Raw genomic sequence first — 26538 nt, forward strand, 5'->3', positions numbered from 1 at the left:
CAGGTTAAACGGGTTGAGGTATCGGCTTGGTCTTCGGCCGGCGCAGCAGCAGATAAGCGGCAGGCAGGACGAACATCGACAGCAGCGGCGCGGTGAGCATGCCGCCGATCATCGGTGCGGCGATGCGGCTCATCACCTCTGAACCCGCGCCCGATCCGAGCAGGATCGGCAGCAGGCCGGCGAGGATCACCGCCACCGTCATCGCCTTGGGCCGGACGCGGAGCAGCGCGCCTTCGCGCACCGCCGTTTCGACTTGAGCCGCATCCGGGGCTGGACCGCGATCCTCATAGGCGTGCTTGAGATAGATCAGCATCACCACACCGAACTCGGCGGAGACGCCGGCGAGCGCGATGAACCCGACTCCGGTCGCGACCGACTGGTTGAAGCCGAGCAAATAGAGGATCCAGATGCCACCGGTGAGCGCGAACGGCAGCGTGCCCATGATCAGCGCCGCTTCGTCGAAGCGCCCGAAGATCATGTAGAGCAGCACGAAGATGATCAGCAACGTTGCCGGCACCACCAGCTTGAGCTTCTCGACTGCGCGCTGGAGATATTCGAACTGGCCGGAATAGGCGATGCTGACGCCGGGCGAGAGCCTGACCTGTTTCGCGACTGCGCGCTGGAGGTCGCCGACCACCGAGGCGAGGTCGCGTCCGCGCACGTCGACATAGACCCAGGTCGAGGGCCGGGCATTCTCGGTCTTGAGCATCGGCGGCCCTTCGGCGATCGATATGGTCGCAACCGTACCGAGCGTGATCTGCTGGCCCGATGGGGTCAGGACCGGCAATGTCCGCAGACCTTCCAGGCTGTCGCGCAGTTCGCGCGGGTAACGGACACTGATCGGATAGCGGGCCAGCCCCTCGACTGTCTCGCCGATCGTCTCGCCGCCGATCGCGCCCGAGACGATCGATTGCACGTCGGCGATGTTGAGCCCGAACCGCGCCGCGGCGGCCCGATCGATATCAACATCGACATAGCGCCCGCCGGTCAGCCGCTCGGCCAGTGCCGAGCTGACGCCAGGCACGGTCTTGGCGACGGTCTCTACATCGTGCGCGATACGGTCGAGCTGGGCGAGATCGGCACCCGACACCTTGACCCCGATCGGACTCTTGATGCCGGTCGCTAGCATGTCGATGCGGTTGCGGATCGGCGGCACCCAGACATTGGCGAGGCCGGGCAGCTTCACCGTCCTGTCCAACTCCTCGACCAGTTTCTCCGGCGTCATCCCCGCCCGCCATTGGTCGCGGGGTTTGAACTGGATGGTGGTCTCGAACATCTCCAGCGGCGCCGGATCGGTGGCGGTCTCCGCGCGCCCGGCCTTGCCGAACACGCTCTCCACCTCGGGCACGGTCTTGATCAGCCGGTCGGTCTGTTGGAGCAGTTGCGCGGCCTTGGCCGCCGACAGGCCGGGCAGCGCGGAGGGCATGTAGAGCAGGTCGCCCTCGTCGAGGTTCGGCATGAACTCGCCGCCCAACCGGGTGAGCGGCCAGGCGGTCGTCGCGAATACCAGGGCCGCGATCAGCAGCACCGTCTTCGGCCGCTGCATCGTCCAGTCGATCGCTGGGCGGTAGAGGTTGGTCAGCCAGCGATTGACCGGATTGGCCTGCTCGGCCGGGATACGGCCCCGGATCAGCCAACCCATCAGGATCGGCACAAGGGTCACCGACAGGATCGCCGCCGACGCCATCGCGTAGGTCTTGGTGAAGGCGAGCGGCGCGAACAGCCTCCCCTCCTGTGCTTCCAGCGTGAACACCGGGATGAAGGAGAGCGTGATGATCAGCAGGCTGAAGAACAGCGCCGGGCCGACCTCAGCGGCCGCATCGGTCACCACCGTCCAGCGTGTCGGCGTGTCGAGTTGCTGGTCGGGATGATCATGCTCCCAGCGCTCGATCTTCTTGTGCGCGTTCTCGATCATGACCACCGCCGCATCGACCATCGCGCCGATGGCGATGGCGATGCCGCCAAGCGACATGATGTTGGCGTTGACCCCCTGGAACCGCATGACGACGAACGCGGCGAGCACGCCCAAGGGCAGGGTCAGGATCGCGACCAGCGCCGAGCGGACGTGCCAGAGGAACAGGCCGCAGACCAATGCCACGACGATGAACTCCTCGACCAGCTTGTGCGTGAGGTTCTCGACCGCGCGATCGATCAATTGCGAGCGATCATAGACCGTCACCACCTCGACGCCCGGCGGCAGGCTTTTCCTGAGGTCGGCGAGCTTGTCCTTGATCGCGGCGATCGTTTCCCGCGCATTCTTGCCCGAGCGCAGGATCACCACGCCGCCGGCAACCTCGCCCTCACCGTTCAACTCGGCGATGCCGCGCCGCATTTCAGGGCCGATCTGGATCGTGGCGACATCGCCGAGGCGCACGGGCACGCCGCCCGCGGCGGTCTTCAAGGGAATGGCGCGGAAGTCGTCGAGCGACTTCAGATAGCCCGAGGCGCGGACCATATACTCGGCCTCGGCCATCTCCAGCACCGATCCGCCCGCTTCCTGATTGGCCTGTTGAATGGCGTCGACAGCCTGGACGTGGGTGACGCCATAGGCGGCGAGCTTCACCGGATCGAGCAGCACCTGATACTGCTTGACCATGCCGCCGATGCTCGCGACCTCGGCGACGCCAGGGACGGTCTTCAGTTCGTAGCGCAGGAACCAGTCCTGAAGCCCACGGAGCTGCGACAGGTCATGCCGGCCGGTGCGGTCGACCAGCGCATATTCATAGACCCAGCCGACCCCGGTCGCATCGGGGCCGAGCGCGCTGCGGGCGCTGGAGGGCAGGCGCCCCTGCACCTGGTTGAGATATTCGAGCACGCGGCTGCGCGCCCAGTAGAGATCCGTGCCATCCTCGAAGATCACATAGACGAAGCTGTCGCCGAAGAAGGAATAGCCGCGCACGGTCTTCGCGCCCGGCACCGAGAGCATGGTCGTGGTCAGCGGATAGGTGACCTGGTTCTCGACGATCTGCGGCGCCTGTCCCGGATAGGAAGTGCGGATCACGACCTGCACGTCGGACAGGTCGGGCAAGGCGTCGATCGGGGTCGAGCGCACCGCCCACAGCCCGGCGCCGACCAGCGCAAGCATGCCGATCAGGACGAAGAAGCGGTTCCTGACCGACCAGTGGATGAGATGGGCGATCACTGGCCCACCACCTTGGCCATGCGCCGCACGGTCGGTCCCGCAGGTGGCCGATCGAAGCCGAAGCGGACGCGGTCGCCCGCCTTCAGGCCGCGCGCGATCTTCGGATCAGGAAGCTGGAAGGTCATCGTCATCGCCGGCCAGCCGATCGCCGGAACCGGCTCATGGCTGAGCGTCACCGAATTGTCGGTGATCTGCTCGATCTTTCCGGCGGTCTCGTAGAGCGCGGCTGGAGCGGCGGGTTCGCCCACTGCCTGCGGCGTGCCGCCACCGATCGGCCGCGCTTGGACTCCTGACAGGCTCGCCTCGGAGTCGATCAGGAACTGACCCGACGCGACGATCTTCTCGCCTTCGCTCAAGCCCGCCAGGATCTCGGTCTGATCACCGGCTTCCCGCCCGGTTTGCACCTCGGCCGGCCGGTAGCGGCCTTTGTCGAGCGCCAGCATGACAAGGGTGCGCTTGCCGGTGCGGATCAGCGCTTCGGATGGCACCAGCAATGCAAATTGCGCGCTGCCACCGAACGAAACGGTCGCGAACATGCCTGGGCGCAGGCGACCGCCGCGATTGGGAAGCTCGATCCGCACGGTCAGCGTCCGGCTGTCGGCCTGTGTCTGGGGCAGGATCGCGGAAACACGGCCCGACAAGGTCTCGCCGGGGAACGCCGCGAGCGTTGCCTGCACGGTTTGCCCGGGCCTGAGCGGACCGGCGATCGCCTCGGGCACCGCGGCATTGAGCCAGACCGTACCGAGACCGTTCACCTCGGCGAGCGTCTGTCCTGCCGTCAGGGTCATGCCTGCGCGCACGTCCAATGTCTTGATCACGCCCCCGGTTGGCGTGGAGATCGTAATGACATAATGGGGCCGCCCCGTCCGCTCGACCGAGGTGATCGTGCCCGACGGCATGCCGAGCAGCATGAGCCGCTGGCGCGCCGCCTGCGTCAACGCCGCGTTCCCGGTGCGGCGGACCGCAAGAAACTCGGCCTGCGCACCGCCCCACTCCGGCACCAGGATATCGGCAAGCGGCGCCCCCGCGCCGACCACGTCACCGGGCGCGCGACCATAAACCCGTTGCACGAAGCCTGCCGCGCGCGCCTGCACGATCGCGACATCGCGCTGGTTGAAGTCGATCGTGCCGGTGGCGGTGATGCTGCTCGCCAGTTCGCCGCGCCGGACAGCAACCGTGCGCAATCCAAGCGTTTGCGAGGTAGCCGGATCGATTCGGACGCCGGGGGCGTCGCCGCCACCTTCATCGGCATATTTGGGGACAAGCTGCATATCCATGAACGGCGATTTGCCGGGCTTGTCGAAATGCTGCGACGGCACCATCGGATCATACCAATAGAGCGGCTTGCGGCCGGCATCGGCGGTTCGCGCAGGAGCAGTTTCGGTCCCGCCGAGATGGGCAATGCCAAAGCCTGCGCCACCGGCGACGAGTGCAAGCGCTGCGGCGGCAAGACCCAGCCGGACACGGGGCGATATCTCAAGGCTCATTGGTCTGCGCTCCGGTAGGTGAGGGTCAATCGGGCACCATCGGCGGCGACCAGGGCTTCGCGATCGAGAGTATTGAGGGTGACGTCGGCGAGCGCGACATAGGCCTCGGCGATATCGACGAGACTGGCCCGCCCTGCCGCGTAACTGGCGGTTTCCAGTTTGACGCGCTGCTCCGCGAGCGGTCGCAGCGTGTCCCGCGCGCGCATCCACTGCTCATGGTGCATGACATGGTCGGCGAGATCGGCATCGAGGTCGGCGGCGAGCGCGCGCCGGGCTGCCTCGCGTTCAGCCAAGATGCGGCCAGCATTGGCCTGGGCCGCGGCGATCCCGGCATTCTGGCGATTGCGGGTGAAGAATGGCAGGCTGACCGTCACCCCGGCGGAGACATAGTCGCCGAAACGGGGATCGCGGCGTTGATAGGCCAGGTTGACACCAAAGTCGGAGCGTCGGCCGGCATCGGCCACGCGGACATCGGCATCCGCCTGGCCGGCCTGGGCATCGATCATCCGAATCGTCGGTTGACGATCGAGACCCGCTCGCAGGGCTGCTGCATCGACCGCAAAATCGGGGATTGGCCCGGCAATCTCGGGGTCCGGATCGCCAGTCCAGCGGGTCAGCGTGGCGCGGGCGCGCGCCACGTTCGACACCAGTTCGCTCCGGCGATCCTGCATGGTGGCGACGGCCTGTCGCCCTGCGAGGGTCTGCGCCGGTCGTGCGGTGCCCGAGGCGACCGCGCCCGGCGTCGTCCCCACTACGCGCTCGAGCCGGGACAGGACATCGTCGAGCGCGGCAAGCCTGCGTTCGGCATAGGCCAGGTTGATCCAGGCAAGTGCGGTGCCAACCTCGACCGTGCGGGCCTCAACAGCGGTATCGGCCTCGGCCGCCTTGATATCGCTATCGGCGCGCGCCTGCTGGGCATGGCGCTTGGCGAGGTTGGGAATGTCCTGCGACACGCCGACCCGCGCCATGGTGAAATCGTCCCGCTGTGGCTCGAACGCAAGCGGCCCCGATATGGGAAAGCTCTCGACACTCACGCCGAGCGTCGGATCGGGCAGCGTGCCGGCTGCACCGCGCGCGGACCGCGCGGCTTCGGCGCCGAGCGTCTTGGCCTTGATCGACGGCGCCTCCTGCCGGGCGCGCTGGAGCGCGGCTTCGAAGGTAAGCGGCCCGGCAAGCGCAGCGCCGGGGATCACCGCCAGCAGCGGCAGACACAGAAACAATCGCATGAAGAACTCCTGATCGGAGGGTCAGGCCAGCATCGCGAACTATGACAGGCATGTCAGTGGCGGCAGGATGGGGGCATCCCGCCGCCACTGCTGGCCTAGCCGTCTATGCGACCTGAAGCGGCCAGAACCTGTGCCTAGCCGACCGAAGAGGCCGACGAAGGCGACGCCATGCTATGCATCTCCTTCATGCAGTCTGCGGCACTCATCTTCATCATGTCGCAATCGCAGCTTGCCACCTGGGCGGTATCGGGCACCCAGACGCGCCGCTGAGCCGGTCCCGTGGCGCGCGGGCCATATTGCGGAACCGACTTCCACTCATAATGACCGGACTGTTGGCTGTGGTCGGACGTGCCGGCGAATGCGGCGGCAGGTACGGCAAGGGCTACGCCCAGCAGGGCATAGAAAACACGGTTTTTCATGACTGTAATCCTTTGGCAAATCATCGTGGTGGCCGCAGGTCGGACAGGATGTCTGGGTGCGCGATAGGCGCACCGATCCTGTCAGCCTGACAGCCGGGTTCGATCAGCCAAGGAGAGTCGGTGGTTCCGGTTCGGGAGTAAGCTCGCTGCCGTGCAGGACGGTGGTGGTCGTCCAGAAGGACAAGGTTGGACCGGCCTCGCGCGCCGCAAGCACCGGCGCGTCATTGCGCACGGCGATAGGAATGACGCAACCCATCGCGGCGATGCAGGCCAGGGTCATGCCCTTGCAGGGCTTCTGAGTGGGCTGCTGTTGCTGCGCCATCATCTTCATGCAGTCTTCGGACATCCCTGAATCGGTCATCCCCGCCATCGCCATCGTCGCGGATCCCGCAGGCGGGCCAGATGCAAAGGCGGCTTCCTGGCCGAGCAGACCGATCAAGGCTCCAAGCAGGAGAAAAAGATGAAACGCACGTTTCACAGACGTAACCGAATACACCAATCATGATCCAGGGACAACGCCGTACTCAATCCGCCTTGAGCGCGAAGATGGTTTCGCGACCCGCGACGGAGAGAGGTCTTCAAAACCAGGTTCTGATGCCGAATACAAAACTGGTGCCTCGCGTTTGCTCGCCATCCGCACGCGCAAAGCGGGCTGTGTCCCCATCGCCGCCGCCGCGATGGCCCTGTTATCGGTCAGCGTCGTCACGAACGCGCTGCGCCTCAATCGCGTGTAGCTGTGAACAGCGGCCCGGCCTCCTAGGCGAGCGCTGTGTCGCAGCGCATGACCGCCATTACGAGAAGATCGGCCTTATCCCGTCGCCGCCGCGACGCGACAGCGGGTGCAGACCTCTGCAGGAAGGCGGACGCGCTCAATGCGATGCGCGAAGCATTGCTCGACCTTGCGATGGGCCGCCACGGCAACGAGCGACCCGAATGTCCGATACTCACGCGCCTGGCTTCCTGAGCCTATCTGGCGAGGCCGGAAGATCACCAGCAGGGCCCGCTAGCCGCCAGGCTAGCCGATTCACTTGTGCAGGCCTCGTCCTGCCAGCTTCGCGAGCCGGTGCGGTAGGTCGGCAGCGGTCTTGCGTTGCTGTTGCGGCTGCGCCTTCTTCCATGTCCTGCATTCGGGTTTGGACCTGCCGCACCCTCGGCACAAGCCGGTCGAACCGTCGAACGTGCACAAGTCTATGCACGGGGACTTCACGCGTGCGCTTTCAATGGCACTCGACCGTCAGATGCTTCAACTCGTGGACGGGGACGAGCCGGTTACGGACAACACCCGCATCGATGCCCACGCCACCGACAACACCGACGATCGCGGCATGGGCGTCAGGGCCGACGCGCCAGACATGGAGATCGGAAATGCGCGCATCTCCTGGTCCTTCGACAAGATCCTGAATCTCCTCGGCGACGTGATTGTCTGTCGTATCGAGAAGGACTGCGGCGGTATCGCGCATCAAGCTCCAGGACCAGCGAGCGATCACCACTGCCCCAACGATTCCCATGACAGGGTCCATCCAGACCCAGCCCAGATAGCGGCCTGCCAAAAGAGCCGTGATCGCCAGCACAGAGGTGAGAGCGTCGGCGAGGACGTGCACATAGGCTGAGCGGAGGTTATTATCTCCGCCATGGGCATCATGGTCATGAGCGTGATCGTCATGACCGTGATAATGATGGCTACCCGACAGCAAGAATGCACTGATGATGTTCACGCCGAGCCCTATGACCGCAATCACCGTCGCTTCGCCAAACGCAACCTTGATGGGTTCGAACAACCGCAGGATCGATTCGACCCCGATTCCCAAGGCGATAAGGCCTAGCACGAGCGCCGAAGCGAAGCCTGCCAGGTCGCCGACCTTCCCGGTTCCGAAGCTGAACCGCCCATTGGATGCATGCCGCTTGGCATAGCCATAGGCAATCGCTGCGACACTCAGCGCCCCGGCGTGGGTCGCCATATGAAAACCGTCGGCTAGGAGCGCCATCGATCCCGTCAAGTACCCGGCGAAGATCTCGCCGACCATCATCACAGCCGTCAGCACCACAACCCACCACGTCCGGCGGGCGTTCTCGTCATGAGAGGCCCCCAGATACACATGGTCGTGCGTAAAGGCGTCGATGTCGCGGGATGTGGTCAATATCTCAGCCTCATTTTGCGTAGCGGCGTATGACCGCGATCAGTTCTTCCGCCCCTGCGGCGCGCTCCTCGGCCGGAAGATCGGGATGCGCCACATGCGCGCGAACATGCTCCTCGATAATCACGTCCATGAGGCCATTGATGGCCCCGCGTGTCGCTGCGACCAGATGCAGGGTCGTTGTGCAGTCCGCCCCTGCAGCCAGCGCTTTCTCAATTGCGGTGACCTGACCGGCGATGCGGCGCACCCGCTTCTGGAGTTCATCATTGCCGTCGGTCAAATGTCCCATAGCATACCCCCCTATCCTATATACAGGCGCGCCGCCATGCCGATCGACTGGAATCGAATTCACATGGGCTGGCGTTCTCACTATATATCTGTCATAGTGGATATATGGATAATGATTCGGCCATTGTCGCCCTCGGTGCGCTCGCGCAGGGCACCCGCCTCGACGCCTTTCGTCTTCTGGTTCGGTACGAGCCGGACGGGCTCGCCGCCGGCGAGGTTGCGCGGGCGCTCGACGTGCCACAGAACACCATGTCGGTGCATCTGGCGACGCTCGCGCGCGCCGGACTGATCCACGCGGAACGGCGCAGCCGCATCATCAACTATCGCGCCGATCTCGATGCACTCCGCTCGATGATGCTCTTCCTGGTCAAGGACTGCTGCGGCGGACGGGCCGAGCTTTGCCACCCGCTTGCCGACGATCTTCTTGCCTGTCGAGCCACCTGAAAGGATCTCGTCATGACCGAACGACTATTGAACGTCCTGTTTCTCTGCACGGGCAACTCGGCCCGTTCGATCATGGCGGAGGCCATCCTCAACCGCGAGGGGCTTGGCCGCTTCAAGGCGTTCAGTGCCGGAAGTCAACCAAAGGGCGAGGTTCATCCCTTCACCATCCACCTTCTGGAGAAGCTCAACCACGATACGAGCCGCTTCCGCTCCAAGAGCTGGGAAGAGTTCTCCGGACCCGACGCGCCGCCCTTGGATTTCGTGTTCACTGTCTGCGACAATGCGGCGAGCGAGGTCTGCCCTGTCTGGCCGGGACAACCGCTGACCGCCAACTGGGGCGTGCCCGACCCGGCGGCGATCGACGATACCGAGACGGTACAACACGCGGCGTTCTTCGATACCTACCGCATGTTGTTCAACCGCATATCGCTGTTCACCAACCTGCCTTTCGAAGGCCTGGACAAGATGAGCCTCCAGACCAGGCTGAACCGCATCGGCAAGGAGCAGGGTCGCGCCGACGTCGCCGGCGAGAAGGCGCCAAGCGCATGAGCAGCGCCGACGTCGACATCATCATCTACCATAATCCCGAGTGCGGCACCTCGCGCAATACGCTGGCGATGATCCGCAATGCCGGGATCGAGCCGCATGTCGTCGAGTATCTGAAGACCCCGCCGTCGCGAGCGATGCTGGTGTCGCTCCTCGATCGGATGGGTAGCCCGCCGCGCGCCCTGCTGCGCGAGAAGGGTACGCCCTTCGCCGAGTTGGGACTCAACGATACGTCAATCAGCGACGACCGGCTCATCGGTGCGATGATGGAGCATCCGATCCTGATCAACCGGCCGATCGTGGTCTCGCCGCTCGGTGTGAAGCTGTGCCGGCCGTCCGAAGAGGTACTCGACCTGCTGCCAAGCGATCAGCGCGGCGCATTCACGAAGGAGGACGGCGAGCGCGTCGTCGATGACAGCGGCCAGCGGGTCGCGTCATGAACGCCACCACTGTCGAACCATTGGCGCCGGCCAAGCCGGCGATCAGCCTGTTCGAGCGCTATCTCAGCGTCTGGGTAGCGCTGTGCATCGTGGTTGGCATTACGCTCGGCCATGCGCTGCCAGGCTTGTTCGCGGTCATTGCGTCCGCCGAGGTTGCCAGGGTCAACCTGGTGGTCGCCGTGCTGATCTGGCTGATGATCATCCCCATGCTGCTCAAGATCGATCTCGGCGCGCTGGGCTCGGTCAGGCAGCACTGGAAGGGCGTCGGGGTGACTTTGTTCATCAACTGGGCGGTGAAGCCCTTTTCGATGGCGCTGCTCGGCACGCTGTTTCTGGGTTGGCTGTTTCGGCCGCTCCTGCCGGCCGCCGATGTCAGCTCCTATATCGCCGGCCTGATCCTGCTGGCTGCCGCCCCCTGTACCGCGATGGTGTTCGTCTGGTCCAACCTGTGCGACGGCGAGCCGACCTATACCCTGAGCCAGGTTGCGTTGAACGACGTCATCATGGTGTTCGCCTTCGCACCCCTGGTTGCCCTGCTGCTTGGCGTCGCATCGATCACGGTGCCGTGGGACACGCTGCTGATCTCGGTGCTGCTCTACATCCTGGTGCCGGTGGTGGTCGCCCAGTTGATCCGCCGCGTGGTGCTGTTATCGGGCGGGCAGTCGGCACTTGACCGGCTGCTGGCCCGGTTGGGTCCGGCATCGCTGGTCGCGCTGCTGACGACACTGGTCCTGCTGTTCGGCTTCCAGGGACAGGCGATCATTGCCCATCCGCTCGTCATCGCGCTGATCGCGGTGCCGATCCTCATCCAGGTCTATTTCAACGCGGGATTGGCCTATTGGCTCAGCCGCCGGTTCGGTGTCGCCTGGTGCGTGGCCGCGCCCGCCGCGCTGATCGGCGCATCCAATTTCTTCGAACTGGCGGTCGCTGCCGCCATCAGCCTATTCGGGCTCAACTCGGGTGCAGCGCTGGCGACCGTGGTCGGCGTGCTGGTCGAGGTTCCGGTCATGCTGTCGGTGGTGAAGATCGTGAAGGCGACCCGGCCCTGGTACGAGGGACGGGTCCCGGCGTGATCGTGATCGCGCTCGAGTCCACCGCCCTGTCCGAGTTGGCGACCGAGCTTGCAGACGCTGGCCTTCCGACCAGCGATCTTGGCGAACCGGATCGTCGTTTCTTCCAGTTCGAGGACGACGTCGGCATCGCCGGATATGGTGGCATGGAGGGTAATGGACCTGACCGGCTGCTGCGATCCCTGGTCGTGACGGCGGATCGCCGTCGCGGCGGACTGGGTACTGCCATACTCGGGGCGATCGAAAAGGCGGCAACCGATGAGGGTGTCGCTGCCCTCTATCTGCTGACCACCACGGCCGAACCGTTCTTCCGGCGGCATGGCTATGTCCCGGCCAACCGTGCCGATGCGCCCGACGCCATAACCGGATCAGCCGAGTTTCGGTCGCTCTGCCCGGCGAGTGCTGCCCTTCTTTTCAAACGGATTGCCTGATGTCGCGTCTTCGTATCCTTGCCGACCCCGACTTCATGCCGGCGCTCGATCGCGACGCGATTCGCCCTGATTTCGCGACGGGGCTCGGCTCGCTCGAGCGCCCACCCCGGATCCTGCTTCTATATGGTTCGCTCCGCGAGCGGTCGTTCAGCCGGCTTGCTGTCGAGGAAGCGGCGCGGTTGCTGATCCTGTTCGGCGCCGAGGTGCGGATATTCGACCCAAGCGATTTGCCATTGCCCGATCAGGTGAAGGCCGATGACCACCCTGCGGTCCACGAGTTGCGCGAGCATGCCTTGTGGTCGGAAGGTCAGGTGTGGTGCAGCCCCGAGCGCCACGGCCAGATTACCGGCATCATGAAGGCGCAGATAGACCATCTTCCACTGGAATTCGGCGGCATGCGGCCGACACAGGGCCGAACGCTCGCTGTCATGCAGGTGTCGGGCGGATCGCAGTCCTTCAATGCCGTCAACACACTTCGGCTGCTTGGTCGCTGGATGCGGATGTTCACGATCCCCAACCAGTCGAGCGTCGCCATGGCCTTCAAGGAGTTCGACGAGGCCGGGCGCATGAAGCCATCGAGCTATTATGACCGCATCGTCGATGTGATGGAGGAACTGGTCCGGTTCACCGTGCTAACGCGCGGCCACGCGGAACAACTCGTCGACCGCTATTCCGAACGCAAGGCCAATGTGGCGAAGCAGGACGCGGCCAACGATCTGGCTTCGCGATCTATCGCCTGATGCGACACGTCGCTGCCCCTGCACGAAGGGGTAAAACCGCGGTCCCTATGGGTGTTTACCAATACGCTGAGTAGCGTCAAATCTGCGGAAGTACCCTCCGGTCAGCCCGATCCAATCCGAAACGCGGCCCGGATGATGTCGATCATCTGCGCCCGGTTGGGGATCGTCGTCTGATAGGTGCGGTGCATGTTCTGCACGCCCAGCCCGACACTGGAGAAATCGAGCGACCCCAGCATGCGTCGGCCGGTCCCCCCAGTCGATTGAGTACGGCCCCGAACGCTCCCCGCCGCCTGGGCATGGGAGGGCGTTCCCGCAGCGCCGAGCAACGGAATGGCCGCCAGGCCGCCCGCCGCGCCCAGCAAGCCGCGACGACTAATCTCGTTGCCGGTCACCCTCATCATCCTTCCTCATGCCGCCGTAGCTTCGGTGCGGAATGCGTTACCCATGCTACCTCCTCCCTTCCGCGCTGCTCGCCGCGAACACGCTCGTGCCGAACCTGGCGCGCATATGGGTCGCAACCTTTGCGGCATAGTTACGCTGCCGCCAGACCGTGGGACTGTGATAGACGCCGACCGCTTTCCAATAGTCGCCAGTCGACTCCAGGCCCGACAGGAAAATCCAGCGTGCCACTTCCGCATTGAAACAGGCATCGTAGCGTAGCCAATGCCGAACATGATGTTCGGGCCTGTTGATCAGACGGGCGACGCGCGGCACCCACCATGTGTTGATCTGGAGCGGCCCCAAGTCATGCGTGCCGTTGGTATTGGCGACTTCCGCACCGATCCAGCCAGCCTCCTGCTCGCGGAGGCCCCAGAGCGTCTTTTCGAGCCAGCCGTAACCGCGCGCGGCGATGCGGATGCAGCGGGCGATCTCGGCCGCCTCGCCGGGCGAGGCGCGCTTCGCAAGCGCGGGCGTGGAAGTTAGCACGGCGGACAGGATCGCGATGGCCGCGAGCAGCATCCGGAAATTCGGCCGGCGGGCGAGCCGTGATCGATGCACGCTCATTGCGGTGCCCGATCGCGATAGCCTGTGCGACCCGGACCGATAGGAAAGCGTTGCGGCGGCGGTTCCGGGGAGAACGGCGCTCCGGTCAACAGGGCAAGAAGCCGCTGTCCCGACACGATCTCGATGCCAGTCGCACCATCGACGACAGCACGGCTCATCCCGCCGGTGCGGCCGGTATGAATGAACAGGCCGCGACGCCGCCGGGTAGCGCAAAGCTGTGCGAAGTCCCGCACATGTTCGGGCCTGATGGCGTCCCGATAACGCTTCGCCTGGATCAGCCAGCGTTCGCCCGCGATGATGACCTCACCGTCGACGCCGCCGTCGCCGGTATAGCGGCGATTGCGGATGACGCGATGCCCGCGCCGTTCGAAGGCCTCGAGCAGCAGCTCCTCGAATGCCAGCGGGTCCATGGCGCGGAGCCGCGCATAATGGATTCCGGCAGGTTGATCGCGGTCGCGCCCGCGCAGTTGCTCGCACATCTCGCGCGCCCGCCGCCGTCGCCAGCGATGCCGGATGGGGATGCGATAGTGACGAAAGACAAGCGCCAGCAGTGCGGCGCAGAGGATCAGGACGAGCACAAGATTCAGATTCATGGGAACTCTCCTATCGGTCGCGTCCGCCGCCATGACCGCCATGGTCATGCTGCGGTTGGGGCTCGGGCTGGTGGACAGGCTCGGGGGCACCGGCGTGGTCGGGGGCAGGCGCCGCGTGGGCACGGTCGCGCTCGATGGTGCCGCGCAGGAAGCTGTCGACCAGCGAAGCGGCCCCCTGCGCGCGGCCCGCGAGGGTTTCCGCAAAGCCGAGCGGACGGTCGGCGCGCTCTTGCAGTTCGCGTTCGCGCTGCTCGCGCTCCGCTTTACGGGCATCCCGTTCACGGGCGTTGGCCTCGCGGGAGCGGTCGTGCCGGTCCTTGTGCCGCGCGCCACGGATCTTGTGGCTGTCGGCCTTGATCCGGCCGAGACCTTCGAGCGAGGAGGTCTTCTCGCCCGAGCGTGAGGCAAGCTTTTCAGCGAGATGCTTCTGGTCTTCGGTCCAGAGCTTGACGCCATAGGCGGCACGAGTGATGGCGGTGTAATAGTTCTGGCCGTTGACCAGGCCCGATTCCACCGGCGCCAGCGCATAGACGCGGGTATAGGTCTTCGACTGTGCGGAATAGACGGTCTCTGCATAGCCGTGATCCCAGGTCCGATGAACCGAGAGGTCGACCTGCTGGACGCGCTCGCCCCGGTCCCATTTGATGGTCGCGATATGGCCGTCGAGCGCCAACACGGTGCCGCGCTCGGCATTCTTGACGTCGATCTCCTTGTTGAGGAGCCGCCACTGGATGCGGTCGCCCTGGGCAATCTGGCGGTCCTCAGTCAGGAACACGTTGACATGGGCGGCCTTGCCGAGCCCCGGACGCCATTCGATGATGCGACCATGCTCGTCGGCAAGACGCACGACCTGACGGCCATGGTTGTTCCGGCCGATCCCCACAACGCGATAGTCGGCGTCGCGGGCGATACCCAGCCCCTGATTGTCGCGTGAAAACTTGAGCACCTGGCCTTCGCGGTAGAAGCGCGCCATCTGCTTTTCCTGATCGGTCATCCCGGCCGGCGTCAGCACTTCGAGCCGATGCTCTTCCGCCGCGACCGTGCCCTCGCGCCTCAGCACCTCGCGGATATGGCTGTTGACGGTCAGCCGAGTCGCATTGTCGAGAACGAGGATATTGGTGTCGGCCCGCATCTCCGGTTTGAGGCGAGTCCATTCGGCGACCATGGTCTTGGCGAGTTCCTCCGCGCTGGCGCCCGTTGTCACGCGGTCGAGGGCGGCAAGCGAGGCGGCATAGTCACCCTTGCGCGCGAGGTCGGCCGCCTCCTGCGTGGAGCCGGTTTTCTGGCGCATAGCTTCCTTGAGCTGACTGGTCGGCAGGCCCAGTTGCTGGAGTAGCCAATATGCCTTGCCCTGTTCGATGGCGCCGGTCTGCTTGTTGTCGCCGAGAAATATGAGGCGTGCGCCGGTCGCGCGGCTGATCTCCAGCACGCGTATCGCCTGCCGGTTGCCGAGCTGGCCCGCCTCGTCCACCACGAGAATATGCCGGTCGGTGAGGCCATGGCCGCCGCTGGCGAGGAGCGAGGCGAGCGTGCGGGACTCGATGCCCGCCTTGCGGCCGAGTTCCGCTGCCGCCGAAGAAGTAGGCGCAAGCGCGACGGTGATGTGATCGTCGCTTGTCGCCTCGACCAGCGCGCGGACCAGGGTCGATTTGCCGACGCCGCCAGCACCATGGACGCCGACCGCCCGGTTGGTGCCGCTGCCGATCGCGATCAGCGCCGTGGTCTGTTCGGCGTTGAGGCCCTGCGCCGCAGCGACTTCGGCGAGACGCTCGCGGCTCGCGGCCGGAGCGGCGTCGCGCATCGCGAGCGAAATATGTTCGGACAGCGCCAGTTCGAGTTTGGCGGTCCGGCGCGACGTGCGTCCGCGCGGGAGCGGCTGATCCCCCGTTTGCCGGACAGTGACGAACAGCTTGCCCTTGGCTTCCTGCGTCTCGAACAACGGCCGCATGTCGCCGAAGCGGACTTCGCCGACATGCGATGCCAGCGCGGTGCGATAGAGCCGCCCGATATTGTTGACCGCTTCACGCGTCTCGCTCTGCCGTATTCCGAACAGAGCGGCGCGGCGGGCAACGCGCGGGTCGGTCTCGATGGTCTGTTCACCGCGCTCGCGGGCAGCGGCCAGGAGCTTGTCGAGGTCCTCACGATAGGGTTCCGCCCGCGCCTGCCATTGGCCGTGCAACTCGTCCAGTCCAACCCTCTCCTTGGGCTTACGCGTCGCAAAGAAAGAGACGCGGCGCATGGCCTGCCCCTCGTAGCCATGTTCCGCGGCATGGGCGTTGATCTGCTCGGCGCGCTGCGAATAGTCGTGGATGAGCTGGCCGGGGATGCCCTCGACCTCGAACAGTCCCTTGCGCGGATCGAAAATGATCTCGTGACCCATCTCGCGCACATCACGGGCAATCTCGTTGCGATAGATCTGGCCCATGACGATCTGCTCGGCATACATCGAGCGCGTCTCGAGGCTCGACATGCGGTCGCCATTGAGATGATTGGTCATGTTGAGGACGACGACATGAGTATGCAGGTGCGGGTCGCCCTCGCGGCTCGCATGCTCGGTAAAGCGCGCGAACAGCAGCCGGCCTGTCGTCTCATGGACGATCTCGCCCTCTACGCGGCGGCGGAGTTCGGCATGTTCCTCGGCATAGGCGAGCGCAACACCGACCGCCCGTTCATGCGCGGCAAGAATCCGCTCCTCGCCCGTCACCAGCGCCAGGATCGAGATCGACTTGGGGGCGCTGATCGTGAAGTCCCAGCCCGGATGGTGCTGAATGCCTTCCTTGCGGCGGCGGCCGAGCTGCTGGTCGCCGACCTTCCCGCCGAGCAGTTCCTCGAACTGCTTGGGGTCGACAGGTCCCGACAGGCCGAGGCTGGGGGCAAGCTTGCCACCCCATTCGGACGGCTCGTTGCCGCCCTTGGTATAATAATCTCCGATTGTATAGTATCGGGCGATATTGGCGGGCGTACCCTTGAGGCGGCGGGGATGGATCATGCCGGCTTGGCCTTCTCGCGCGGGCCTTCGGCCCGGCCATGGCTGGCAAGCGATACGCGGATAGTGCCGCGCGTCGCACCCAGCAGGGTGACGGGCGTTGCGACCACATTCTCCTCGTCTCCGGGATCGGCGACCGGCGAAACATCATCCGCCATGTCGGGCTCGACGTGCTCCGGCGGCACGAACGCCTCTTCCTGCGGCGCGGCCTCTTCGGGACGGGGAACGCCGACCGCCTCGTCGGAGGCAGGGGGCCTCTTCGGGTGGGAGAAAAGATCGCCCTGCGGTTTCTCGGGGGATGGCGACGCGCCCGGCACGGCAGGTGGAACGGGAGCCTGCCCTTGCCGTGCCGCCGCCTGCTGCGCCTGGATCGCGCGGCGCCGTGCCCATGCCTGGGAGATAATGGCCTTGCCGAGCGGCAGGCGCTTGGGGGGATCGGTCCGCTCGACGAAAGCGGGCGCGACGCTGGGGAGCGGATTGAAGCGATCGGTGAAGCGGACGACGGGGAGATTGCGGCCGAACCGGAGGAAGCCTGACAGGTTGGGCAAATGGTTGACCTCGGTGTCCATCACCAGCGGACGGGTCACCTGCATGCGCGACAGGTTCACGCCATCGCGCATGTCGTTCACGCCATAGGACATGCCCTCGTTCGCCTCGACCTGCTCAACCCGGCCGAGATTCTTGGAGACCAGCTCCGCCGTGTCGGTATCGTTCGCGCGGAGCGCCACCCAGGTCGAGCAGTAGCCGGTGATCGCGGCCGCATCCTCCTTGCCATAGGTCGCGTTGAGCTGGGGATAGGACTGGAAGCCCAATATGCCGCAGCCGCCATATTTGCGCGCGCGGGCAAGGAAGTCGGAGAGGCTGGGGAGCTTCTGGAGCGTGGGCAGCTCGTCGATCACGCAATAGAGCCGCCGCTCACGATCGGGCGTCAGGCTCATGATCGCGCTGATCGCGATGTCGAGCCAAACCGTTATCAGGGGACGCAGCGAGGGAAGCTGGTCGGCCTTGACGGTGACGAACAGCCAGCTGTCGTCCTTCTCGTTCTCGACCCATTTGCGAATCGAGAAGCCGTCCTCGGTATCGTCGAGATAGGCGAAGCTGCGCATGACCGAGGCAAGCTCAGCCTGGACGCCGGCCGAGGTGCGTTCCCCTTCGGCGGAGATGAAGGCGGCGGCATCGGTGCCCTTCACATAGGCGGCGAGATCCGCGAGCGGGGAGCGCAACACCCGGTCGAGCAGAACCGAGATCAGGGTGTGCTTCTGCCGGGCGAGCTTGCGCAGGACCGCAACCAGTGTGCCTCGCGCCGCTTTCGACCAGAAGGGATCGCCGAGCTTGTCAGGGATCGTCGATTCCGCGATCTGGTCGTAGTGATATTCCTGCGGGACATCGACCCAGGGGCTCCAGATGTCGGTGCGCCGGTCGAGGGGATTGAGCAGGATGTCCGTGCCGGGCCGATAGAACTTCTCGACGAAGCTCCCGGCGGTGTCATAGACGATCGCCCGTTTTCCCGCCTTACGAACACCTTCGAGCATGGTGGTGATGAGGTTGGTCTTGCCCGTTCCGGGAGCGCCGACCAGCAGGATATGCTCCGGTTCGAAGGCATCGGGCACGGCGATACCGCCGATGGTGAGAGAGCCCTTCTTCTGCCCCCGGAGCGCACGGCGGACTTCGGAAATCGTCCCGAAGCGGGCGCCGCGCAGATATTCGTTGGACCCGAGGCCCCGCCCTGTGCGGGTAAAATAGAACCAGGCGAATACGAGCGCCGCCAGGGCGCCGAGACCGGCGATGGCAGCCCCGTGGATGAGGTCTTTTTCCAGCTTGAGGAGCGACTGCTTGCCAATGTTGGATTCGAGCAGGGCGTCGGCGGAGGTCCAGTATTGCAGGCCGTCAGGGGTACGGAACAGCAGCGGGTCGCTGGTCCCCCGCGCCGTATCGGCCTTGAAGCTGGCTTCTGCCATCTTGACCAGCACGAAGCGCTGATACTCGTTCGACTTCTCGAAGGCATACCAGCCGGTGCCCATCGCCCACAGCACGATCCCGGCGATCACCGTCTGGAAAAAGACCTGGGTGGTCATCCTCACATTGTGGACGATGGCCTGGCCGCCGCGCGTCCAGCTACCAAGGGTATCGTTGCGGAAGATGCTCATGGCCGGGCGCTCCCCCGATCAGGGTGAGATACGGCCGAACGGACTCCAGGAAGGGGGGACCGGGACGCACGCCGCACGCTCGCGACGGGGGGATTGCCGCGCCGATTCATGGTTGCTGCTCCGGCCCGAGCAGGCCCTTCGCTTCGAGCAGCGCCTTGGCGTCGGCCATGCCCTGCTCGAGCGTTTCGGGCGAACGGCGCCGCACCGATGCGGCGACGATCGAGAGCGTCTGCAGGACGCAGGAAAGGATTTCGTCCTGCGTCGTATAAACGTAGCCGCTGCGGGGATCAGCTGCCTGGTCGATCGCGGGACGGAGGAGTTCGGCGACGCTGACGCCAACTTTACGAGCGCGACGTTGCAGCCGCTCGTAAAGGGCATCGTCGATCCGGATTGTGACCCTTGCCAAGGCGATGCTCCAATGGAGCTTCGCAAGGAGGTCACGACGCGCGGACAATATAGCGCGGACGGGCGGGAATCACAATAAAATCGGCGTGGCAGACGTGTCTGCCAGCCGAAAGCCGCGGAAATGCTGGGGTTTCGAGAGGAGATTTTCTGAGGTGGCAGACGCGTCAGCCAAATAAAGTGCATTCTGGCTGACGCGTCTGCCAACGGAAGCATTTGATTTCAGGGCCGTTTCTGGCCACAGCACCCGTGCGTACGGTGCAATACAAACCGCGAAGCGAGTGCGTCGCTTGCCTCGCAGCGACGGCGTCGCTGCGTCTTCTCTACCGCTGCCGGGCGCACCCTATGCGGTGTCGGTCGATGTGGGGGAGTTTGGCCGCGCTTGGCGGCGGGGTCGCTTGTGGCGCGGGTGCGCCTGTGCGACAAGGCGGGCGTGACGAGCGGGCCAGCCTGAACAAGGAAACTGGTCATGCCGAAAATGTCTGAACGCGATAAGCTCGCCGATCTGGTCGAGCGCGAGAAAAAGCTTGCCGGTGAGATCGCCGCAACGCGCAAGCGGCTGCGTGATCGCTATGCGGCGATCGTCACGGCGCTGCCGGTCGAGGATTTGCAGGTAACCGAACGCGAGTTTCGCGATCTGGTCGGCCATGTGCTGCGGCTCGGCGGCGCTGCCGCGCTGGCTGCGCTCAAGGGGGCGTCGGCTGTGTCCGATGCCGCCCGCTCGGGGAAATCGCCAGCCGCGTCATTGCCTGCGAAGGGGGATGGCGGCGCGACTGCCGTTCCCGGCGCGGGGGCGTGAGACTGTCGGCTCTTCCCCTTTCGGGTTCCCCCGCCGCCGCGCCGTCAGGCGCGGCGGCGGCCGGTGGCACGAAAAAAGGCCAGCGCGCTGGAAAGCGCGCCAGCCTTGGCGGGTCTGCTGTGATGGGTGGCGCGGCGCTTGGGGAAGGCGCCGCGCCGTCTCGTGTCAGGCGTAGCGCCGCGCTCGCCTGAAGGAATATTCGCCGGATGCCTCCGGCTTGCGCGGCTTGGGGGCATCGGCGGGCTTGCGGAAGGCGTGAATAGGAACGCCCTTCTTGCGGAGCATCTGATAGAGGTTCGCCTGAATGCCCGATCCTTCGCCTAGCACGGCTTCGGAAATGTCGAGTTCACCAATCTTGCGATTACGGGCAAACGCTGCCTTGCCACGTCCGGTTAGAGCATAGGCGACCAAGGGCACGCCTTCACGCGCGCACCATGCCGCAACGATGGCATCCCATCCCGTGCGCTGTCCCGTGGTGACGACAACCATTCGCGGCGTCCGCTGCTTGATTGCGCTCATCGTGGTCCAGATCGGTTGCCAGTCGTCCCAGATAGCGGGGCCGGAAGACACGACGACTAGGCCGTCGGGCTGGTATTTCTCGCGCTTGGCAAGGGCGCGTTCGCGCAGGAAGTCAACCGCGCTGATATAGCTTGCGGTCGTGACGGATGACGCCTTGCTGCCCTTGCTAGGGGACCAAGCCTTGCGCCAGCAAGCGCGATACATGGCGGCGGCATAGTCGCGCATGGTTTCCACGGCGGCGCGCTGTTCAATGACGGATTGGCATTGAAGCTGCAAATCCTCCAGTTCCTTGTTGAATACCTCGCCCGGTTCCATGCGCCGCGTCATGTCGCGGATTTTATCGGCCAAGCTATCCTCGCGCCGTTGCAGTGTTCCGGCGACAAAGTGGAAGGAATTGACGATGCCCCAAGCAATATCCGGGGCGAGCGGGTCAAGCCGCGTGTCCGTCAAGAGGAGATAGAGCGAGGTCATAAGCTCGCCGCAAGTCTTCTGCGCGGCGAACGGTTCGGGCATGTCATGTTCGCCCGGTTCGTCGCCGTGCTCGATGATCGAAAGCGGCATCGGGTCTCCGAACGACGCTTCAAATTCGGGCGTTGCGGTTTCCTCCGCGATAAGTTCCGGCAAGTCGGCAAATGTGCTAACGGCCTTTCTAGCTGATTTCTTGCTCATGGGTGTGACTCCTGATGCTCGATGATCGGTCAGGGTCCGGGGAAGCGTTCCAGCGCCCCCCCGGCCCGTCTTGGCCTAGCGCCTAGAACTGGACTTCATCGTCCAGATCGGCGGCGGCGCTTTGGCTGGACAGTTCGCCGTTTTCATTGGCTGTGCTGTCCCCGAAGCCGTAATCGTCGCCACGGCTGGGACCGGAAGGCGCATCGTTGCGCGACGTGCGGACGGCAGGTCCAAAATCGTCGCGTTCCTGCCTGCGCCATGCCACGCGGAAGCCTTCCTCAATCGAGCCGAAAAGCGCGATAGGCAGTGCTTCGGGCATGGAAGGATCATCGACATTGCCTTGATAGAAGACTTCGCCGGTCCGCTTGGCGACGGCTTCCCAGAGCGCGCCGACTTGCACGACGCGGCCGCCGACATTGGGAGCGATGATCTCATAAGCGGGGGCCAGTTCGTTTTCGCTTTCCACCGGACGCAAGGCCAGCTTGGGCAGGTCGATTGTGCGGGTAGCAATCCACCCGACGACACGGCCCTTCTTCAAGTTAAACTCACCGATATTCATTGCCTTTACTCCTATAAGTGCGTCCGGGGCCAATCCCCATCTGCACTTATACTTATACCCCCTCCCCTTTATTGAGTATATCCCATTGTTTTCTTGACAGAATTTCATCCTATTTGGTGAGCCAGAGCCAAGAAAATGGCCGCGGTAGCGGCCCGAACAAAGAAAAGCATGGCGAAGCCATTCCTTCCTGATCAGCGGAGGACGCGACGGGGCCTGTCTGTCATCCCATCCGGAGCCGCCGTCGCCGGGGCTCAAGGGTCAGGGCTGGTCCGGGCAAGCAAGGGACGTCGCGCTGCGCCCTAGTGGAGGTTGAAGAAAATGGGCCTGCCGACCCCTTTGGATCAGATAATCCTGTCGGCAGGCCCATTTTCTTCTACCGGAGCTTGGGTGGAGGCAGCCCTTGCTTGCCCGGACCAGCCCTGGCACGCCGAGACCCTGCGAGGGCGGCGCAGGATGGGATGACAGACCTCGTCCGACGCTGATTGCGGGCCGAGGCGTCCTCGCCGAGGTCCGCTGGCCCTCGCCACAAACGCGACGCCGGAGGGGTAGAACGCAGCGCGCCGCTGGGACCGCTACGCTGGCCCGAGCCAGAGAACGTCGAGGAGGCTGCTGCTGGCCTTGCGTGCCTCGACGATGACGGCGGTGTCCAGAAGCGGCGGGAAATCCTGCGCGCCCTTGAGCCGCCAGACGTGGCCGTCGTCCATTTCGAGGAGGAACCCGCGCGCGTTGCGGCGCAGATGGCCATGGAGGCGTAGGGGCGCGGCCGCCATGATCACGGCGCGGGATGACGGCCGGTGCGGGCGGCCCATGCGGAAGAAGAAAGCATGATGATAGTCCTGTCGTACCTCAAGAGGTTTGGGGCTTGAATACGTTCCTCCTATGTTCTAGTAAATGGGAGAAAGGATATCTCCCCATGATCGCGGACTATCTCGCCGGTTTCGATTTCAATCTGCCTTTGATCGATGCGGTCAATGATCCCGATCTTCCGGGCGTGCGCAGCCAGATCGCGGCCATCGCCCTTGGGGAAGGTCTGGATTCGGGCTACTACGAAGTCCAGGAGCTGGCCGAAACCTTTCTCGAGGCGGCTCGCGAAGACAATGCGGACATCACCGATCCGGACAGTCCCGCGCGCGAGCGTCTCGCCGGGATCCTAGATCGTGCCTCGCCCTACCAGCGCGGTCTGTTCCATGCGGTGGCCGAGCTGCCTCTGGCTGATGCCGCAAGCGACCTCGTCTGGCTCACCGGCCTGATGCGCAATCGCGCGGACATGTATCGTCCGGTCGAAGCGGCACGTCTGTCGACGCGCTGAACCCGCACACCTGATCTCGACCTCCGGCAATTTCGCAACGAACCGATTGGCAGCTGCTGCCTGATCGGGCTAGAGGATGTGCGTCCGCCGGTGGCGGGCCGGAGCGTCGAAACTCCGAACAATAGAGTCGGCTGCATGCCTTTGCGGCCGGATGGCCTGTATTATGTCCAGGCTCCGGCTAAAGATCAGGCACGCGTCCTATTGTTCGCGTTTTCGACTCGTCCGGCTCAGGGGCCGGCATCCTCCTTATGGAGGGTGCCAGCCGACTGAGCGCGGTTTAGCGGAGAGCAATCATGACGGACGAAGAACCTCGATTGGAAAACGCCATCAAGCACATGGAGGCAGCGCTCGAGTGCCTCGTCGATCCGAAGGACCAGGTGGTGGCATTCCGCCTGTCGCATGCGCTCGATCTGGCGCGAGAGCGGCTTCTCGAAGGGACCTGAGTGTTAGCAGGCCGTGCTGATCAGCAGGCAATCACGTCGATGTGCCCCTGTGCGGCATAGTCGATGATCTTGCCGTCCCGCGTAACGACCGGAATCTGATGATGACGGGCTGTCGCGATGATGAACCTGTCGGCTGGATCGCCATGTAGCGGCTCGGGCAGATGCGAAGATGCGATGGCGATCTCGGGAAGAAGCGGCGCTTCTCTGATCCCCGGCCCGCCCATGAAGCGGGCGAACCAGCTCTGAGGGTCGGGCAGGAAAGAGACGGCAGGCTGCTTCTCGCCGCGGGCGCGGCTCAACAATCCGACCTCCCACGCGGACGCGGGAGAGACGAATACGCCGTCCGCGAGCGCCGCATGCGAGATCGCCGCCAGAACATCGGCGGGCATCGGATCGCCGTTGGCGAGCCAGATGACCGCGCATGTATCCAGCAGCACGGCGCTGGGCGCCGGCCCGGCCTTCTTCCGCTTCGTCACTGGTGCAGCTTGCCGTCGCTGGCGCTCAGCGGCTCGTCGAGAATGGGCGAAAGCAGATCCACCCCTTCGGGAACCGCAACGGAGCCGCGCATGAAGCCATGCAGCATTTCGACCGCCTCGGCCGAGCTGGGTGGCGGCGTCAGCACCGCAACGGTGCGGCCGCGCTTGGTGATCGTCACCTGATCGAGATCGCGGCGTGCAAGGCGGTCCAGGATCGCGAGGCAGTTGGTCTTGAAATCGGCTGCGCCGTAAGTTTCAGCACGCATGGGGCGGGCCTTTCTGGTCATGTTTTCTGACTGGTCATATAGGATGACCATATTAGAAAGTCCATAGTTGGATGTCCGGCGGCACAATCATGCTCGCCCGGCTGTGCCGGGCAGTGGTGGAATGATCTTGACGCTCGCCAGGTCGCCGAACACAGCAATGTGCGCTTTCAACGCCGATTGCAGGCTATCCCGATCCTCAAACGCCTCCATCGAATAGGCGTCGCGCGCGAGAGCATCGGGGTCGGCGCCAAACAGCTGTGCAAAGCGCCGCGGCCAGTGGCAAAGCAGGATCCATGGCCAGCCCGGTTCGGGAGGCGCGAACTCGAAGAAGCCGATCGCTCTGGCTTCGCGGCAACTGGGTTTGCGATCGAGGAGATCGGGCAATCGCAGGGCGTCCCGGTCGGCGGTGAGGAATGCTTCGAACGCAGCAAGTTCTTCGTTGGTCTCGATCATGACGATATAGTAGCGATCGAGCGCGAGGCCCTGTCCGGCAAGGTGCGGAGGAATGTCGATAACCATCACCGCCGGGGCCGTGACCAGCGGCATGGCATAGAGGCGGCGTCTAGCGGCAAGGTCATCTGATAGGCGCATGGCGAGGTTCCCGAAGATGTGGTTGCTGCCGCGATCGCGGTCATAGTACTGGATCGGCGGACGATCAGCCTACAGGTCGGCCCGGCGCCAGACATGCTTTGCGCTGTCGGCATGAACGGCTGCGAGACCTTGAGCGTCGAGTTCGGCCTGGACGCAGCAGACAAGATCGCCGGTCTCGCCGATGCCGGGTCGCTCGTAGATATAGAGATCGAACAGCACCCGGCCGTTTACAAGCTCATGGCGCTCGCGGATGCGCGACCAGGGATGGGTCGTATAGAGGTCGGTGTCCTCCCAATCCGGATCGTCGCTGATCGCGAGGATATTGAGGGCGGCATTGCCCGTTGTGAGGTTGACGCGCTCGGCGATCTCGATCGCAAAGCGAGTGGCAGAACTGTGGCGGCGGGCGATGCCCTCGGCGACCTCGCGCAGTTGTCGGACATCGCCGGCGGACAATCGGATGGCTCCGGTCATTGGTGCTGTTCCTGTCATGGGCGATCGAAGCTCGCGGCGGCTATGCAAAACCGACGAAGTTGCGTCATGCTGCGACGATGTCAGCCGAGGCGGCCGGATGTCAGAAACGCCATCCGCTCCGTATCGGTGCCACGGTGACGAAGCGATCCATGGGGCGAAGATACACGAGGACATGACGTCCGCGTTCGCACAAGCGCCGGATGTTGGCACGGCTGCCCTGGCTGACACCGTCCCAGACGACGATACCTGCGCCTGCGAGACGGGTCATTTCCCGATCCTTGGCGCTATGGAAGGCGCGCGTGCCCGGAGCAGCGTCGGCCAGGATCTGCCGGACGGGCCATGCGCCGATATTGTGCCGGGGGATCGTGTCGCCGCAAAAGACGGTGACGTGACGCACACCGCAATCGGCGAGGAACTGCTGGACGGCAGCGTCCGCGCCCGGTGCATCGCCGATTACGACCGGCAGCTCCTGGTCGATGATGACGCCGAGCTGCTTCATTACGCAAGCAGGAAGCTGCCGGATGGAAAGCGATCCGGAGATGAACACAGGCGGCGTAGGCGGCCGATGGTACGTGGTAGAGCCGGTAGCGGTCATGGCAAACTCCCAGATAAATGCACCACCAGCCCTCCTCCTCTCCTCCATGTCGGGCACTTCTTAGTATCTCGGCAATTGCGGTTCTGGTTGAGGACATGTCCGGGGAACGCGCCCGCCTTGCTGGCGCGGGATCGTCATTCCTGATATTTGGCGATGATCCGGCGTGCGAGCTGCTCGATTTCCAGGCGATCGTTCGTCTCGGTGCAATCGCCCGGAAAAATCGTGAAGTCGTCCGACGCCGCGCTGCCCTTGCTGATGAAGATTTGATCTGCCCCCTTCTGAGTGGTCCAGAATCTCTGTTATTTTGGATTATGAAGGAGTTTGGAAATGGGCAAGAGGC

The 26538-nt window shown here is 64.5% G+C and carries 33 protein-coding genes and 1 pseudogene; 12 read left to right on the forward strand and 22 right to left on the reverse strand.

Annotated elements, in window-relative coordinates; all coding sequences use genetic code 11:
• Nucleotides 1-4: 4 nt before the first annotated feature.
• The 5 genes from QHC67_RS12590 to QHC67_RS12610 all read right to left on the reverse strand — a co-directional run bounded on the left by QHC67_RS12590 (nucleotide 5) and on the right by QHC67_RS12610 (nucleotide 6752).
• On the reverse strand, nucleotides 5-3142 hold the full coding sequence (locus QHC67_RS12590) for an efflux RND transporter permease subunit (RefSeq protein WP_319294824.1): 3138 nt from the start codon (nucleotides 3140-3142) through the stop codon (nucleotides 5-7).
• Nucleotides 3139-4629, reverse strand: a complete 1491-nt coding sequence (locus QHC67_RS12595; RefSeq protein WP_021243970.1) for an efflux RND transporter periplasmic adaptor subunit — start codon at nucleotides 4627-4629, stop codon at nucleotides 3139-3141. The genes QHC67_RS12590 and QHC67_RS12595 overlap by 4 nt, the downstream gene beginning before the upstream one ends.
• On the reverse strand, nucleotides 4626-5855 hold the full coding sequence (locus QHC67_RS12600; RefSeq protein WP_021243969.1) for a TolC family protein: 1230 nt from the start codon (nucleotides 5853-5855) through the stop codon (nucleotides 4626-4628). Before QHC67_RS12600 ends, QHC67_RS12595 begins: the two co-directional genes overlap by 4 nt.
• Nucleotides 5856-5989: 134 nt before the next feature.
• Nucleotides 5990-6274 carry a hypothetical protein gene (locus tag QHC67_RS12605; RefSeq protein WP_021243968.1) on the reverse strand — a complete coding sequence of 95 codons (285 nt, stop codon included), beginning with the start codon at nucleotides 6272-6274 and terminating at the stop codon, nucleotides 5990-5992.
• Between the two features lie 103 nt (nucleotides 6275-6377).
• Entirely contained in the window at nucleotides 6378-6752 is a 375-nt protein-coding gene (locus tag QHC67_RS12610; protein ID WP_021243967.1) for a hypothetical protein, read from the reverse strand.
• 303 nt (nucleotides 6753-7055) lie between these two features.
• On the opposite strand from QHC67_RS12610, the pseudogene QHC67_RS12615 reads away from it, so the two are divergent.
• Nucleotides 7056-7238, forward strand: a pseudogene (locus QHC67_RS12615) (hypothetical protein).
• Nucleotides 7239-7298: 60 nt separating this feature from the next.
• Here the strand turns inward: QHC67_RS12615 and QHC67_RS12620 are convergent.
• From QHC67_RS12620 to QHC67_RS12630, 3 genes are read right to left on the reverse strand one after another with little or no spacing between them, the layout of a single operon-like run.
• Nucleotides 7299-7481, reverse strand: coding sequence for a DUF1289 domain-containing protein (locus tag QHC67_RS12620; protein ID WP_081659656.1), 183 nt, complete (start codon nucleotides 7479-7481; stop codon nucleotides 7299-7301).
• 10 nt (nucleotides 7482-7491) lie between these two features.
• Nucleotides 7492-8412 (reverse strand): CDF family Co(II)/Ni(II) efflux transporter DmeF, encoded by a 921-nt coding sequence (dmeF, locus tag QHC67_RS12625; RefSeq protein WP_021243965.1) that lies wholly within the window; start codon nucleotides 8410-8412, stop codon nucleotides 7492-7494.
• 10 nt (nucleotides 8413-8422) lie between these two features.
• On the reverse strand, nucleotides 8423-8698 hold the full coding sequence (locus tag QHC67_RS12630) for a metal/formaldehyde-sensitive transcriptional repressor (protein ID WP_021243964.1): 276 nt from the start codon (nucleotides 8696-8698) through the stop codon (nucleotides 8423-8425).
• 104 nt (nucleotides 8699-8802) lie between these two features.
• Here QHC67_RS12630 and QHC67_RS12635 point away from each other — a divergent pair, with 104 nt between their 5' ends.
• The 6 genes from QHC67_RS12635 to arsH are packed head-to-tail and all read left to right on the forward strand — an operon-like array spanning nucleotide 8803 to nucleotide 12368.
• Entirely contained in the window at nucleotides 8803-9141 is a 339-nt protein-coding gene (locus QHC67_RS12635) for an ArsR/SmtB family transcription factor (protein ID WP_021243963.1), read from the forward strand.
• A gap of 12 nt (nucleotides 9142-9153) precedes the next feature.
• Nucleotides 9154-9690, forward strand: coding sequence for an arsenate reductase ArsC (locus QHC67_RS12640; protein WP_021243962.1), 537 nt, complete (start codon nucleotides 9154-9156; stop codon nucleotides 9688-9690).
• Nucleotides 9687-10127 (forward strand): arsenate reductase (glutaredoxin), encoded by a 441-nt coding sequence (gene arsC / locus QHC67_RS12645; protein WP_021243961.1) that lies wholly within the window; start codon nucleotides 9687-9689, stop codon nucleotides 10125-10127. Before QHC67_RS12640 ends, arsC begins: the two co-directional genes overlap by 4 nt.
• On the forward strand, nucleotides 10124-11200 hold the full coding sequence (gene arsB, locus QHC67_RS12650) for an ACR3 family arsenite efflux transporter (protein ID WP_319294834.1): 1077 nt from the start codon (nucleotides 10124-10126) through the stop codon (nucleotides 11198-11200). The genes arsC and arsB overlap by 4 nt, the downstream gene beginning before the upstream one ends.
• Nucleotides 11201-11202: 2 nt before the next feature.
• On the forward strand, nucleotides 11203-11628 hold the full coding sequence (arsN2, locus tag QHC67_RS12655) for an arsenic resistance N-acetyltransferase ArsN2 (RefSeq protein ID WP_236614723.1): 426 nt from the start codon (nucleotides 11203-11205) through the stop codon (nucleotides 11626-11628).
• Complete coding sequence (gene arsH / locus QHC67_RS12660; protein ID WP_021243958.1) at nucleotides 11628-12368, forward strand: arsenical resistance protein ArsH; 741 nt, start codon at nucleotides 11628-11630, stop codon at nucleotides 12366-12368. Before arsN2 ends, arsH begins: the two co-directional genes overlap by 1 nt.
• A 101-nt stretch (nucleotides 12369-12469) precedes the next feature.
• Here the strand turns inward: arsH and QHC67_RS12665 are convergent, their stop codons facing one another.
• The 6 genes from QHC67_RS12665 to QHC67_RS12690 all read right to left on the reverse strand — a co-directional run bounded on the left by QHC67_RS12665 (nucleotide 12470) and on the right by QHC67_RS12690 (nucleotide 19505).
• Nucleotides 12470-12769, reverse strand: a complete 300-nt coding sequence (locus tag QHC67_RS12665; protein ID WP_021243957.1) for a hypothetical protein — start codon at nucleotides 12767-12769, stop codon at nucleotides 12470-12472.
• A gap of 46 nt (nucleotides 12770-12815) precedes the next feature.
• Nucleotides 12816-13373 (reverse strand): lytic transglycosylase domain-containing protein, encoded by a 558-nt coding sequence (locus QHC67_RS12670; RefSeq protein ID WP_021243956.1) that lies wholly within the window; start codon nucleotides 13371-13373, stop codon nucleotides 12816-12818.
• Nucleotides 13370-13966, reverse strand: a complete 597-nt coding sequence (locus QHC67_RS12675; RefSeq protein ID WP_319294838.1) for a restriction endonuclease — start codon at nucleotides 13964-13966, stop codon at nucleotides 13370-13372. The genes QHC67_RS12670 and QHC67_RS12675 overlap by 4 nt, the downstream gene beginning before the upstream one ends.
• Nucleotides 13967-13976: 10 nt before the next feature.
• On the reverse strand, nucleotides 13977-16955 hold the full coding sequence (gene mobF / locus QHC67_RS12680; RefSeq protein ID WP_021243954.1) for a MobF family relaxase: 2979 nt from the start codon (nucleotides 16953-16955) through the stop codon (nucleotides 13977-13979).
• On the reverse strand, nucleotides 16952-19099 hold the full coding sequence (locus QHC67_RS12685) for a type IV secretion system DNA-binding domain-containing protein (protein WP_059140293.1): 2148 nt from the start codon (nucleotides 19097-19099) through the stop codon (nucleotides 16952-16954). Before QHC67_RS12685 ends, mobF begins: the two co-directional genes overlap by 4 nt.
• A gap of 106 nt (nucleotides 19100-19205) precedes the next feature.
• Complete coding sequence (locus tag QHC67_RS12690) at nucleotides 19206-19505, reverse strand: ribbon-helix-helix domain-containing protein (RefSeq protein WP_021243952.1); 300 nt, start codon at nucleotides 19503-19505, stop codon at nucleotides 19206-19208.
• Nucleotides 19506-19970: 465 nt separating this feature from the next.
• Here QHC67_RS12690 and QHC67_RS12695 point away from each other — a divergent pair, with 465 nt between their 5' ends.
• Nucleotides 19971-20300, forward strand: a complete 330-nt coding sequence (locus QHC67_RS12695) for a hypothetical protein (protein ID WP_021243951.1) — start codon at nucleotides 19971-19973, stop codon at nucleotides 20298-20300.
• Nucleotides 20297-20491 (forward strand): hypothetical protein, encoded by a 195-nt coding sequence (locus tag QHC67_RS12700; RefSeq protein WP_319294847.1) that lies wholly within the window; start codon nucleotides 20297-20299, stop codon nucleotides 20489-20491. Before QHC67_RS12695 ends, QHC67_RS12700 begins: the two co-directional genes overlap by 4 nt.
• On the opposite strand, the gene QHC67_RS12705 is transcribed toward QHC67_RS12700, so the two are convergent.
• From QHC67_RS12705 to QHC67_RS12715, 3 genes are all read right to left on the reverse strand, one after another.
• Nucleotides 20466-21488: an SLOG family protein gene (locus tag QHC67_RS12705; RefSeq protein WP_031290669.1), complete on the reverse strand. Its 1023-nt coding sequence runs from the start codon at nucleotides 21486-21488 to the stop codon at nucleotides 20466-20468. The two genes, QHC67_RS12700 and QHC67_RS12705, sit on opposite strands and share 26 nt — an antisense overlap.
• Before the next feature lie 82 nt (nucleotides 21489-21570).
• Nucleotides 21571-22047, reverse strand: coding sequence for a DUF736 domain-containing protein (locus QHC67_RS12710; RefSeq protein WP_021243949.1), 477 nt, complete (start codon nucleotides 22045-22047; stop codon nucleotides 21571-21573).
• A gap of 572 nt (nucleotides 22048-22619) precedes the next feature.
• Nucleotides 22620-22817 carry a DUF5818 domain-containing protein gene (locus tag QHC67_RS12715; RefSeq protein WP_142634077.1) on the reverse strand — a complete coding sequence of 66 codons (198 nt, stop codon included), beginning with the start codon at nucleotides 22815-22817 and terminating at the stop codon, nucleotides 22620-22622.
• Nucleotides 22818-22960: 143 nt separating this feature from the next.
• Between QHC67_RS12715 and QHC67_RS12720 the strand changes: the two genes are divergently transcribed.
• Together QHC67_RS12720 and QHC67_RS12725 are read left to right on the forward strand one after the other, a co-directional pair.
• Nucleotides 22961-23356, forward strand: coding sequence for a hypothetical protein (locus QHC67_RS12720; RefSeq protein WP_021243947.1), 396 nt, complete (start codon nucleotides 22961-22963; stop codon nucleotides 23354-23356).
• A gap of 293 nt (nucleotides 23357-23649) precedes the next feature.
• Entirely contained in the window at nucleotides 23650-23799 is a 150-nt protein-coding gene (locus QHC67_RS12725; RefSeq protein ID WP_021243946.1) for a hypothetical protein, read from the forward strand.
• Nucleotides 23800-23819: 20 nt separating this feature from the next.
• On the opposite strand, the gene QHC67_RS12730 is transcribed toward QHC67_RS12725, so the two are convergent.
• From QHC67_RS12730 to QHC67_RS12750, 5 genes are all read right to left on the reverse strand, one after another.
• Nucleotides 23820-24275, reverse strand: a complete 456-nt coding sequence (locus QHC67_RS12730; RefSeq protein WP_021243945.1) for a type II toxin-antitoxin system VapC family toxin — start codon at nucleotides 24273-24275, stop codon at nucleotides 23820-23822.
• On the reverse strand, nucleotides 24272-24541 hold the full coding sequence (locus tag QHC67_RS12735) for a type II toxin-antitoxin system Phd/YefM family antitoxin (protein WP_051187071.1): 270 nt from the start codon (nucleotides 24539-24541) through the stop codon (nucleotides 24272-24274). The genes QHC67_RS12730 and QHC67_RS12735 overlap by 4 nt, the downstream gene beginning before the upstream one ends.
• Before the next feature lie 87 nt (nucleotides 24542-24628).
• Nucleotides 24629-25132 carry a hypothetical protein gene (locus QHC67_RS12740; protein WP_031290664.1) on the reverse strand — a complete coding sequence of 168 codons (504 nt, stop codon included), beginning with the start codon at nucleotides 25130-25132 and terminating at the stop codon, nucleotides 24629-24631.
• Between the two features lie 69 nt (nucleotides 25133-25201).
• Nucleotides 25202-25603: a hypothetical protein gene (locus tag QHC67_RS12745; protein ID WP_021243942.1), complete on the reverse strand. Its 402-nt coding sequence runs from the start codon at nucleotides 25601-25603 to the stop codon at nucleotides 25202-25204.
• Nucleotides 25604-25703: 100 nt separating this feature from the next.
• Nucleotides 25704-26198 carry a hypothetical protein gene (locus QHC67_RS12750; protein ID WP_142634079.1) on the reverse strand — a complete coding sequence of 165 codons (495 nt, stop codon included), beginning with the start codon at nucleotides 26196-26198 and terminating at the stop codon, nucleotides 25704-25706.
• A gap of 95 nt (nucleotides 26199-26293) precedes the next feature.
• On the opposite strand from QHC67_RS12750, the gene QHC67_RS12755 reads away from it, so the two are divergent.
• Nucleotides 26294-26538, forward strand: a 245-nt coding sequence (locus tag QHC67_RS12755; protein WP_319294859.1) for a hypothetical protein, incomplete at its 3' end; no start/stop codon positions are given.

The sequence above is a fragment of the Sphingobium sp. genome, from assembly GCF_033795625.1.
GTDB lineage: Bacteria > Pseudomonadota > Alphaproteobacteria > Sphingomonadales > Sphingomonadaceae > Sphingobium.